The 12,300-nt window shown below is 32.8% G+C and carries 14 protein-coding genes; all 14 read left to right on the top strand.

The genetic code is table 11. The features are described from left to right. Position 1: 1 nt before the first annotated feature. Complete coding sequence (locus tag ACFOWA_RS11725; protein WP_378985316.1) at positions 2–628, top strand: hypothetical protein; 627 nt, start codon at positions 2–4, stop codon at positions 626–628. A 157-nt stretch (positions 629–785) separates the two neighbouring features. Further along, entirely contained in the window at positions 786–1,535 is a 750-nt protein-coding gene (locus tag ACFOWA_RS11720) for an energy transducer TonB (RefSeq protein ID WP_378985314.1), read from the top strand. Between the two features lie 3 nt (positions 1,536–1,538). After that, positions 1,539–2,081, top strand: a complete 543-nt coding sequence (locus ACFOWA_RS11715) for a hypothetical protein (protein WP_378985312.1) — start codon at positions 1,539–1,541, stop codon at positions 2,079–2,081. Between the two features lie 46 nt (positions 2,082–2,127). Further along, positions 2,128–2,952 carry a hypothetical protein gene (locus ACFOWA_RS11710; protein ID WP_378985310.1) on the top strand — a complete coding sequence of 275 codons (825 nt, stop codon included), beginning with the start codon at positions 2,128–2,130 and terminating at the stop codon, positions 2,950–2,952. Positions 2,953–3,203: 251 nt separating this feature from the next. Further along, a complete protein-coding gene (locus ACFOWA_RS11705) occupies positions 3,204–4,148 on the top strand; it encodes a hypothetical protein (RefSeq protein WP_378985308.1) in 945 nt (314 codons plus the stop codon). Between the two features lie 150 nt (positions 4,149–4,298). Continuing rightward, positions 4,299–4,685 (top strand): hypothetical protein, encoded by a 387-nt coding sequence (locus tag ACFOWA_RS11700; RefSeq protein WP_378985306.1) that lies wholly within the window; start codon positions 4,299–4,301, stop codon positions 4,683–4,685. A 5-nt stretch (positions 4,686–4,690) separates the two neighbouring features. Further along, positions 4,691–4,996 carry a hypothetical protein gene (locus ACFOWA_RS11695; protein WP_378985305.1) on the top strand — a complete coding sequence of 102 codons (306 nt, stop codon included), beginning with the start codon at positions 4,691–4,693 and terminating at the stop codon, positions 4,994–4,996. Next, positions 4,971–5,564 (top strand): hypothetical protein, encoded by a 594-nt coding sequence (locus ACFOWA_RS11690; protein WP_378985303.1) that lies wholly within the window; start codon positions 4,971–4,973, stop codon positions 5,562–5,564. Before ACFOWA_RS11695 ends, ACFOWA_RS11690 begins: the two co-directional genes overlap by 26 nt. A gap of 65 nt (positions 5,565–5,629) precedes the next feature. Beyond that, entirely contained in the window at positions 5,630–6,058 is a 429-nt protein-coding gene (locus ACFOWA_RS11685) for a hypothetical protein (RefSeq protein ID WP_378985301.1), read from the top strand. Positions 6,059–6,138: 80 nt separating this feature from the next. Then, positions 6,139–6,633 (top strand): hypothetical protein, encoded by a 495-nt coding sequence (locus tag ACFOWA_RS11680; protein WP_378985299.1) that lies wholly within the window; start codon positions 6,139–6,141, stop codon positions 6,631–6,633. 214 nt (positions 6,634–6,847) lie between these two features. Continuing rightward, positions 6,848–7,777, top strand: coding sequence for a DUF6892 domain-containing protein (locus ACFOWA_RS11675; protein ID WP_378985297.1), 930 nt, complete (start codon positions 6,848–6,850; stop codon positions 7,775–7,777). Positions 7,778–7,952: 175 nt separating this feature from the next. Beyond that, positions 7,953–8,720: a hypothetical protein gene (locus tag ACFOWA_RS11670; RefSeq protein ID WP_378985296.1), complete on the top strand. Its 768-nt coding sequence runs from the start codon at positions 7,953–7,955 to the stop codon at positions 8,718–8,720. Positions 8,721–8,942: 222 nt separating this feature from the next. Further along, entirely contained in the window at positions 8,943–10,193 is a 1,251-nt protein-coding gene (locus ACFOWA_RS11665; RefSeq protein ID WP_378985294.1) for a hypothetical protein, read from the top strand. A 957-nt stretch (positions 10,194–11,150) separates the two neighbouring features. Beyond that, positions 11,151–11,969 (top strand): VanW family protein, encoded by an 819-nt coding sequence (locus ACFOWA_RS11660; RefSeq protein ID WP_378985292.1) that lies wholly within the window; start codon positions 11,151–11,153, stop codon positions 11,967–11,969. The last annotated feature ends 331 nt before the right edge of the window (positions 11,970–12,300 follow it).

Here is a 12,300-nt window from a genome sequence, read left to right as displayed (position 1 = left end):
GATGAGAAATTTAAACATTTCACGTTTTGCAGGTTTTATTTCGCTGGCTTTTGCCTGCAACAATGTTACTAAAACTGATAATAAAGCTGTGAAAACTAGCGAAACAGATACCACCAAAATCGTAAAAGCAAATGCTTATTCAATTGATGCAGTTTCAACAACGCAAGAAGAAAAAGCAACTGATACAGAGCTAAATTATGCCGATAGTATTGATTTTGAAAAGTATGAAGTTGGCCCTCAAAAAAGGATTGAAAATGCACCAATAGATTGGAGCAGTTACCCCGAAGCTAAAGATTTTAAAACACGAATTACTGAGGCCTACAAAACCAACGATGTAAATTTTGCAGGGCATTACATTACATCGGTTTTTGGCTGTGGTGCAAGTTGTTTAATGGGTTTTATGGTTGATGTAAGAGATGGTAAAATTTATGATTTGCCTTTGGGCGAAGAGAATTCTTGCCTTTTTGCCGAAGATAGAGCCTTGTACAATTGGATGAGTAGGATTTTTATTGCAGGTGTTTGTAAGCAGAACATTGAGGATAAAAAGGTTTACTATAAAGCCTATTTATGGAACGAGGATAAAAAGGATTTCGAAAAAGTTGAAGCATCGGAATTTGTAAAGAAGTAAGCGCTATGCTGGGTTGCTTACCCAAATGAACCGAACCTACATTAATTAAACCTGACAGTAGCGAGCATCCCGATTTTTCATCGGGATAAAGCAAATGGCAGGACTGAAATTACAAATGAAATACTGAACGCACATTTTTAAAAAAATAATAATAAAAATGAACAATCAATTTAAATTAATCACGCTCCTAATTTTGGGGTTCTCAACCATTGTTTCTGCTCAAAATAGCACGCCTGATTTTAGCTTTTCGTTAGGTAAAACTAACTACTTTATGTTGCTTACAAAAGGTAACGCAAAATCTAAAAACGATACGGTTTTTTACAATTTGTACCGAATGGGCAAAACCCAACGAATTGCCAAAGAAATTAAACATGTGGTAAACAGAACCAGCGGCGATACCGTAAAAAGCGGCAGTTATGAAACAAAGGACCATCAAATATTTTTCTATCTAAAAGAGAAAAGCAAACCCACCATACTTAGGTTATATACACAAAATGAAAAGGGGCTACTTTCGCTTAAAACCGGTATATCAAACTTTGTTGCACCGCAATTACCTGCTCCTTTCGGTCCAGTACTTGCATACGATAATTCAGGTCATCCAGAAAAGGTAGATGTAATGGCCGAGTTTCCAGGCGGGATAAACAAAGTCAGGGAATTTATAGCCAAAAATTTGCGGTATCCAGAAGAAGCTCAGGAAAACGAAGTTGAAGCCACAGCTAGGGTAAAATTTGTGGTTGAAAAAGATGGCTCTGTAACCAATATACAGTTGGAGAAAAAGTTGGGTTACGGCTTTGATGAAGAAGTAATGAGAATATTTAAAAGAATGCCAAAATGGAAACCTGCGCTGCTAAAAGGGCACCCTGTAAGATCGCAATTTGCCATGCCGATTAGTTTTAGAACGCATTAGAAAATGAAAATTTTAAAATCAATTGGTGTTGCAGCACTCGGTATTGCTGGAGCCATTTTATTATTTTTTGCCATTATTTGGGCTTTTATGGCGTTGGGTAGATATACTAAAACGCAGGAAGGTATTCGATACCAAAAAGAGGTGTGCGATACGATTAAAACGGGCAAAGGTAATTTCCCAATTGTTGTAAATGGTTTTAATAAAAAAGAGCTTAGTAAAATTCATTTTTACCTGCAGCAAGGTAAACTATTGATTAGAGATACAACAATTAATTACACCGCTAAAGATAATGGAGAGACACAAACACTAACGTTACCATTTAAACAGTTTGATGTTACGGATAGGCTGATTATTAATGTTGGCAAACGTTATTATGTGTTTTCAGACTACCGCTACCAAGCTATATACAATTATGGAATGTTTGGGCCGGTTGGTCCGTGTTTTTGCGGCTCAAATGGTTTCGAAAAGCTAAACGGAGCACCAGCGGGCTCGGGTTGGTTAATTAAAAAATATGGCTTGTTAAATTATCAATTACCGCAGTGGTAGTTGTTTAACAAAAATTATTAACACTATCAGAATATAAAGCTTAAATATGGGAACAAATAACTTCGAACCTAATTCAGAACTGCAAGTTCAAAACTCTATACCACCAAGCCCAACTCCACCGATACCCAACAACCAAAAAAAGGTGATTTGGGCAATTGTTATAGTTACAATTTTAATTGGTGCCTCTACCTTTGCCTATTTTTATGGCGAGTATAAAGCCCGCCAAGAATATTTCAACGTTGCCGATACTTATACTTATCCAGCAGATAGCGTAAATGTTGATGGCTGGGCTAGTCCTGAAGACTTTGCCAATTGGAAAAATGCAACATTTCCTATTCCGCAATACGATGATATCCCTACGCCATTTAAGAGAGGAATTGTTAAGATTTTTTTAGGAAATGGTTATTTAAATGGCAAGGAAGGAGATGATATTTACTTCTTTACCAAAATTAAAGACCGGGCCTATCGCGTAATTGCCTACGGAGATTTTACGGGGCAGGGCGACCGGGAAATGGCTTTTGTACTAGAAAATTCAGATTTTGAGAGCAGTGCTATTTTCATCATCCCTCAAAATGGTAACATTTTGTATTGGAAAAAACTCTCGAACGAATTGCCAACCATTAAAAGTTTTAAGAAAGGTGCGTTAATTTATGTGGATAAAATGGAATTGGTACCTGCACCTAATGATGGTATAATTAAACAAACCAAGAATTCGAAGTATGTGCTCATTTATAATCATCAAACAAAAACTTTTGATGAATACTACCAATACACTGAAGATGATATAAAACGTAAAGACGAGGCAGGAGATGATGAGGGTGAAGAAACCGAAGAAGTACAGCCAGATACGGTGGCTAGTGAGCCATCTTAATTAAATTGATGCTTTTATAGATTGCCCAAACAAAGACATTTGGATAAGAGAAAATTCGAAATTAGTTGCGTTTATTAAATAGTCTTTTAAGAAGAGTGTACTCAAAAAACGCAATACAAAAATGACAAAATATGTCTTTAGGATGTGTAGAGCGGGATATTTTATTAGGTACAACCTGTGGTTGTTTCGTATATTCGTGAGTTAGCGGTAATTTTCTCAAACCAACGTCAGACCAATAAAAAAGTGATATTTTGAAAGCCATTGAAAAAGATTTTAGTAGTTCGATACATCAAAATTTTGATAGCGTACAACAGTCGCTGACCGAATTATTTCATCGAGTTGCAATTGCATCAGAAAATAATGACTATCAAAGTTTATTAAACTCAAATGCTTGGGAAAAAAATTATCATAAACTTACTAAAGAAGAATTGTTTTTGATGAACCTGAACGACAAAGAAATTTTGGCAATTCTAAATCTTTCAATCTACCAATCCATAACTCAAAATGATTATAGCCATTTATTAAACGGCATATTTACCTATTCCCGATTAAGATTGCTAAACAGAGTGTATGTTTCAGGAAATACAAACTGGACTGTAATTGAAAGTTTGGTAACGAATGATAAAGAATTAAAAAACGCAGCATTTCCAAAATCGTTACCCTTTAACATTGATACAACTTATGATACAGTTATTCAGTTAACCGAAAATTTATTAAAAACGATTTTGGGAAAATCAGATTTCAAAAATCAGTCTCATAAACAATATTCAGAATTAATCGGAGAAGTTTCATCAAAATTTGACAATGCACTTCTAAAATACTTATACGGTTTGACAGCTGATGATTATGAACTCTGCAAAACCTCCTTTGAACAAATGGAACAATTATACAGCAGATGTCTATGGTTAACGTCAGGTTGGTATCGAGAAGCCAATTTGAATAAAAAAATTCCGATATTTCTTTTAGGTCTCTATCAACTTAAAAACTTTACGGCTACAAATTTTGACCTTGTCATAAAAAATGAATTTTTAAAAAAAGCAAATCGATTTATAGTTGAGAACCCAAATTATAAGCCTAAACTTTTCAGACAATTTAATAGCGAGCTAAAATTTCTGAACGAAATCCTAACAAATAATTTTGCTTCGTTTTATGTCAACTACAAAACCAAAATGAATGAAATAAAAAACTACCGCTAACAAGGGTTTTGCGATAGTGGGGCGAAACTGCAAAGTTCAACAGTTGTTCTTCGGTTCAACTTTTGTGCAAAATTGAAGATTTGTGCTTCGATTGCCCCACCATCGCAAAGCCCCGAAACGTTATGCGGCACTTTAAGAAACCCGAAACCAATGACAACAAAACGATACGACATATTTCTTGATGACAAAATAATTGGAACAACAGAACTTGAAAAGGCGGATGCACCAATGGGTATTGTATTTGGACGAATACACTTTACTAATATCGTTGGTGACTATGACTTTATAAAAAAATACTGTTTAGAAAATAATATTGAACTATCAAGCGACTATCCCGAAGACAAATTAATATCAACTCGAACAATTGATAACCTAAAAGTTAGAAACGAAAACGGAGTTGAAATTGAAGGTTTAGGAAATCAAATAAGTGGAATGGATGGAGACGAATTTGAAATTACAATTGAAGGAGTTTCTTATCCATTCTTTGAAGACGAATTCCCTCACCACATAAAAGCTTATAACGACCAATTCAAATAAATTTAATGACAATAGATAGGATTATAGAAATTGGTATTGACGACAAAGAGCGACTTTTTATTAAGCCAGACAAAGAACGCTTTACTTTGATTTACAGAACAGCAACAGAAATTCATTGGGACAACCACGGACTTTTTCTGTATTCACCAAAACCAAGAGAATGGACTTATTTTGATTGGTTCAAACAAATTACAGGAGTAACAGAAACTGAATGCGGTTGTAAACTTATTTTGACAGACGAAACAAAATGGACAAATATATCAGACGAACTAAAACAACAAATAATTGAATACAGAAAAGCGACCGCATAACACGGGTTTGGCAAAAGTGGCGGTTCAGTGCTCTGCAGACACATTTGTGGTTAATCAAACATTGGTTCTCCGCATCAACATTTGTGGTGAAAATCGCCACCTTCGTCAAGCTCGAAAACGTTGGCGGCAATTATTACCGACCCGTGTAAACAGACCGACAATGAAAAAATATTTATTGACAATTTTATTAAAAACTTTTGGAACAAGTTTGGCAATCACATTATTACTTTTAACTATTTTATTAATTGGACAGCAAACGGACAACAATAATTTACACTTTAATGCAACAGGTATGATTTACGGAATAAGTGTAAGCATTCTGTTAGGTCTTACCCTTTCATCATCAACGGTCTTTTTCAATATGCTAAGAAAAGCAAGAAAGAATATTTTCCAATCGTTTTTAGCATTTACTCTATTACCAATAATCGTAACCATTGTCTTATTAGCATTAAGCTTACCCGTTTCAGGTTTTCCATTTTGGATTTCTTGTTCGATTACTTTACCGTATTTAGTAACAATTGGATACCATTTTTTTAATTTCAGACGAACCTTCCATCAAGTAATATGAAGTCAACTACTATATTTTCATTTCTATCTATTTTATTATGCTTACAAAGTTGCGCACAAAAAAATATGAAATTCGAATATGATAAATATGGGCATCTAGTCAAACAATATTCTGATAATTCGACTTGGCAATATAGTTATATCGAAGACGAAAATCAGGTAAGAATAGGAAATTATGATGATAAAGAATTTAGGTTTGATAATGTTTACACCTACAACAAATTTGGAAAAAAAATAGAAAGCCAAGAATATAAAGAAGACAAGACACCAGATGAACGAACAGTTTACGAATATGAAGATAATGGAGAAATAATAAAAGAAACTTTATATAGACTAGATGGCAGAAAACAAGACTATTATAAACACAAATTCGATAAAGACTTTAAAGTTTATCAGCAATACGAGAAAGATACAAATTGGACGACGAGAATAATAGTCAATCCAGACGATAAGAAACTAACCATTATAAAAAGAAAGTTTGAATATTATCTATAAAAATAGAAAAAAGTGAACTAACCATAACTGCCACCAACAGGGGTATGGCGAATAAAATTAAAGGATATTAAAACCACTCTATGAAACAAAATGGAATGCTAATCGGTCTATCATTTTTATTAGGTACAATCGGATTTTTTGTTAGAGATTTATTCTTGAGCTTTTCAATGACTTATATTTTGGGAGAAAAAATTTCCTTCGAAAAAAGCTGGGAATTACCTAATCAAACTTTCCCTTGCTTACTATTTATAATTTCTTTCGGAATAATTCCTTTTTTGTATTTACTTGTAAAAAAGATTTGTGGGCTGAGTACTACATATAGAAAATCGTCCTCAATTATATTAATAGTTGCTTCTGGATTAATAGTCTTGGTTGGTATAATAATGTATTTAAAATTCAAAGCATCTCAAATAAATGATATGTTGCAGAGAGCAGAATTTGCTGATGGAGCTGAAATTCCCAGAATTAGATTTGAAGAAGTAAACTTAGAAATATTCCTAATAATGGGTTTAGGAATTGGTACTATGCTAACTATATTAATGTTCAAAAAAGGAAAAAATATCAATACCACATAAATAAAAACAAAGCACAATCGCACAACAAGGGTTTGCCAAAAGAGAGACTGAAGTGCTTCGATTGAACATTTTTGCAAAGTTCAGCAGCAGTAATTTTCTTTAACTTTTGTGTAAAACTGAACACTGGTGCTTCAATTTCTGCCACATCGCCAAGCCGAAAAACATTATATGCAATTTTAAAGAATAACTAACCAAAGACATAAACAAATAAAAAATGGGAATATTGGACAAACTATTTGGAAATAAGATAGACAATCAAAAGTCTATCGAAATTGACTTTACTAAAAACGGAATTATTATAAATGGGCAAGGAATTCAACTGCCTGTAAAAACTTCAATTTTAAATGACATTTTTGGAGAACCAGAACAAGTGAAGAATGAAACCAATCTAATTTTTATTTGGCAAGACAAAGGCATCAGAGGCTTTACTAAAGACGGACAAAATGTATTTGAAATAGATATTCAACTTATGAATATTAATCAAACACAATTTTTTCCACAACTAGCTTTTTCAGGCATTTTAAAAATCGAAGGAACCGCATATAAAGACTTTATTAAAATCACTCAAAACGATTATATTTTTAAAGAATACAAAATAGGAAATTTACAACTTCAAGTCACATTAACGAAAGAAGAACCAAAATCAATTCGCTCAATTTCAGCTGACCAACCAGAAGTAGAAGATTTAATTAATGAATACGCAAATATTCAAAAATCATCAGCTTCAACAATAGAATTTACTGACTTTAACTTTAAGCTCGCAATTATCCAGGAGCTTATGTACAATAAGGAGCTTTTAAGACCCAAATTTGATATTTATGAATTTGCGAAAATCAAAAAAATTGAAGGATTTATTGAAGTAAATGGTGGTTACGAACCAATAGCTGAAGTTGTCGACTATTTTAAAGCATTAGAAATTGATAAAAATCTAGCCGAGCAAGTAACCGAAATTTATCAAGACGGAGGAAATGAAATTTATATGAATGTTACGCCACAATGGGACGAAGAAGATGATATCTTCAACATTCAATCCTTTGAAGACATTAAACACTTCCCTAACTTAAAGAAAATGACTTTATTTGAGACAAACTCAGAAATTTTTGAAGAACTCAAATCAAAAGGAATTGACGCAAACCCTCTATAAAAAACTCCATAGAACCGGGGCTTACCTTCGGTAAGAACTTATTGTTTTTATAAATTTTGGTTGTTTTAAAACTTGTTGGTTACCTGATAGTTTACCTTGCAGAAAATCAACATAAATCCTTAATTAAAGTACATTAAAATAATAATCCGAGGACAAAAAGTAAAGATTTAAGAAAATGAAAAAAATAAATTTATTACTAATTATTTCTGCATTAATTTCTTCTTGTACAACTAGAATTGAGAGACCCAAATTAACAGGGATAATAGTTGATGAACAAGGAGTTCCTGTAGATAGTTGTATGGTTGGAGAAACATTTACGGATAAAAATGGACGATTTGAATTATCAGAAATAACACATAAGGGACTTGTTAGTTTCTTCGGGAAAAATCCAATTTTTATTTATGAAGAAATTATAAAGAATGGGTATGAAAAAAGAGTGTTAAGTACTAAAAGTGGACGCGGAGGTGTCTCAGCAGGACGTATTTGGGATATGGACACTATTCGTTTGAGAAAAATTAATACGGATTTTTCAACAATAAAATTAAAATACATATGGCTCGCTGGAATATCCAAAAATTTAGACACCGTTTTTTTAACTAAAAAAGGTCAAGAATATGATGAAGCAAAAATAGATTTAATTTCAAATAAATGCGATACGTATTCAAGAGGATATTATTATTTAGGAATAGATAACCTTCCTAAGAATGTTTTTGAAAGGCACATCGAACTGAACTTAACAGCCAAAATTTTAAAAATTAAAAGGGTGTTAATTTATGGAAATACTATTACAAGCGAAAAAACAAAATACGACACCATTTACACCCAAGGTAAATGGAAACAGGAAAATAAAACAATATCCTTTCAAACTAATTTACCTGAAATAAATGGCGTTTACAACGTAGTTGATTTTAATTATGACTCTATGCAATTAGTCAGAAAATAGTTTGATATTAAGAAAATGGCAACAAGCATAATTAATAAAAAAACCATCAGTTAACATCAGTTTGGCAAATGGCGGGTTTAGTTCTAAATGCGACAGTTCTTCTTCGATTTCCTACTACAACTTAAAGCCAGTGGATAAAATAAATTTATGAAGTAATTTCGTTTTTTAAGTAGTCTTTTAAGCAAAGTGTACTCAAAAAACGCAATACAAAAATGACAAAGTGTGGCTCTAGGATACCTAGATGGGAATTTCTTATTCGGTACAACTTATGGTTGTTTTGTATATTTGGGAGTTGGCTACAATTTTACCGAACCACAGAAAATGATAGACCTAAGAAAAAGTAATAACAGTAATCCACATTTTGAAACTTTAACAACGGTTAAAGCCAAAACAGTTATAAGTTCTTCCTTCTATTTTGAAAACAATTTAATTTTAGCAGATTGGCAAGGAAATATATGGTGCTTAAATCTCAATACGCAAGCTAAAGTTTGGGAAACAAATATTAAAAAGCCTGTTCTTTTTGAATTTATCTTTTACAACCAAAAACTCTATGCGTTTAATGAAAACACATTTTTTGAAATTGATATTTCAACAGGTAATATTACAGAGATATTTAATTTTATTGTGATAGGTTCTGTTGTTCAAGAAAAAAACAAAATTTATTTGAACGAGAGAAACAAAAAAGGACCTAACACAACAGGAAAAATTCTTGAAATTGACTTAAACAATTTTACAGTTGAGTGTATAAAAGAGGAAAATATAAAATCAACTTTTGGTCAATTAACAAGAATCGAAATTTTGGCTAATGAGCAAGAAGTGTTTTTCTATTGCGATAAAGCTATACATAAATATAATGTAGCAACTCAAACAACTGAAATGATTTATGAGAATTCTAATATTGAATTCAGAATACAAGGGATATTTAAAGTTGATACAAGTTTAATGTTTATACCAGGAATGAAAAATCCTAAAGCCGGTACAGCAAATTATCCAATAAATCCTAATTTGTTTTCTGTTTTCATAAAAGAACAATTTAGTGAAGCAAAACCAATAGATGAAACAATAATTTCTTCAACAATTTCATTTAAAGGAAATTCTGTAAAAATAAATGATAAAGAAAGTGTGACAACTTATGGAGGATATTTATTTTTTAGCAATAATAGCAATATCAAAATAGTAGAAATTACTGATAGAAAAATTACTGGACAAGACGGTTTCCTATATAAAAATAAAAATGAAATATACCTACTTGAACCTACTTCATTTTATGATAAAGAAAAAGAACAAGGCTTTAAACTTTACAAAATAGCTAACCAAACTATAACATTACTTGAGGAGTTTACAACCAATAAACTTGGTAATAATTATAGAGAACCAGACTTTGATTTCTTTGATGATAAAATTGTTGTTCGCTGTGACGGACAGGCATATTTATTAAAAAAACTGCAGCTAACAAGGGTTTACCTTCGGTGAGGGCTTCGCCGTTTGCATCAGTCGGGCTGATTGCAAAATTCAACGACAGTTTTTCAATTGAACTTTAGTAATAATATCGGCTTTTGTGCTTCGATTTCCCGCCCGAACGCAAAGCCCTAAAACGTTACTTGCCATAATAGTCTAAAAAAACAGATCTATTGCCAATAACAGATAATTTCCTTTTATTTGAAACGGAAGAAGAATTGAGTTTTACTTCTCTCAAAAGCTAAATTCTTATTGTAATAAATAAAATCATCCCCAGATTTGTTTTTTAATTACAACCGTGCAAAAGCGGCCCTTATCTAATCTTTACAATTGAAGTTTTGTTGTTTAAAACTACACCTAAATAAAGCCAACGCCTCAAATGATACTATTTGTGCTTTTCTTCGTTTTGCCTTTGCCATTGCTTATTTGGTTGTTTATTCGCTGCTTTAAGGCATTTACGAACAAATCGATATCAATACAATGAAAGAAGATATGCCAAGCGAAACCACTACCAAAAAATATAAAATACCTATGGTACTTTTTAAAGATAGCAACCCCAATGAAATTATGCAGGAGGCTTTCAAAAAGAATGGAAATTAATCAGAAAAACAAGGCTTCGGTGCTTTCGGGGGAGCTTTAGCCCCGCTATTGCCTATCGCCTCTGCTTAGTTCCTCGCACAGGGCTATTTGGCGCTATCGGGTTTATGTACAAAGTTAGTGTAAGCAAAAACCACCCAAAAGCATAAAAAATAATTTAAATAGCCCCTACATAAGCGGAAATACCCCGATTTTTCTTTGGGGATTGTAGCATTGGCGGGAACAAATTTTAATAGTAGCACGAGTTTTGCGCTTCAAAAAAATAATAGATAAAGAAATTTTGGGCTATGGTTTTATTAATAATTTAATTTTGGTAAGCGAGTGTTGAGGATATAATAACGTCAAATAAAATCACTCAAATCAATTGAAAAACCTGTGAAAAAAAGAAAATTACTTAGTCAGCGGCACCCATTTTTATACTTTTTAGCTGTTAACGCAAGACGATTAAAAAGACGGTTTGAATGGATTTTTGATGATAAAAAATATGCCGAAACAAAAGCGGTTGATAAGTTGGAGTTTCGGATAAAAAAACATCAATCGGTATTATTAAAAAAGCTTGGCGATAACAATGAGCAATTGCAAATAAACAAAGTAACCAACCTTAAAATAGCTTCTACAAAGATTAATGGTATAATTGTAAAGCCTGGGGAAACATTTTCCTTTTGCAAACTGGTTGGTTTACCCACAAAAAAGAAAGGTTATTTGTTGGGGATGGAACTCTCTTTTGGCGAGGCAAAAGCCGGAATTGGTGGTGGCATTTGCCAAATTTCAAACCTCATCCACTGGTTGGTAATGCATAGTCCGCTAACGGTAACTGAGCGCCATCACCATTCTTTCGATCCATTTCCTGATGATGGTAGAGTTTTGCCTTTTGGTAGCGGAGCAACGGTTTTTTATAATTACCTCGACTATCAATTTACCAACAATACTGAGCATTCTTTTCAAATTAACCTATGGTTTAGCGATAAATGTTTAGAAGGTGAATTGCGCATAAATACTTTGTTGGATTATGCTTATCACGTTGTGGAAAAGGAGCATCAGTTTTTAAAAATTGACGGCCAGTTCTATCGCAAAAATGAAATTTGGCGTGATAAACTATTAAAGTTTGAAGGCGGCAAAGTTGTTGCAACAGAATTGCTTACAAAGAATTTCGCTCGGGTAACTTATACTCCAGAGCGTTATGTTGAACAATAAATTACCTAATAATTGGCTTCTGTAGTTTTGCTAAAAGGCAGTTGAATTAGCTGGGGTTTGTTTTACAGTTTCTCTCTTCACAATCCCACTGCTTTGTGTATTATTTTCCATAGATACCCCATTTTACAGAATTGTTTGTATTTGGTTATGCGTATTATTTTTCAGCAGCCTCGCTTTTATTGCCAATTTCAAGAAGCTAGATGGCCTTTTTGATAAGCACAATTCTTAATAGTAAGCTAAAGGAAATGGAAGCATTACAATTGCTTTCTGCTGGCAGGATTATAGATATATCCTAACCCCAAACGGATATATGATTACGACATAAAAAGTG

This window comes from Pedobacter lithocola (assembly GCF_042650845.1).
In the GTDB taxonomy this organism is placed as follows: domain Bacteria; phylum Bacteroidota; class Bacteroidia; order Sphingobacteriales; family Sphingobacteriaceae; genus Pedobacter; species Pedobacter lithocola.
This window is presented reverse-complemented; position numbering and strand designations above follow the sequence as displayed.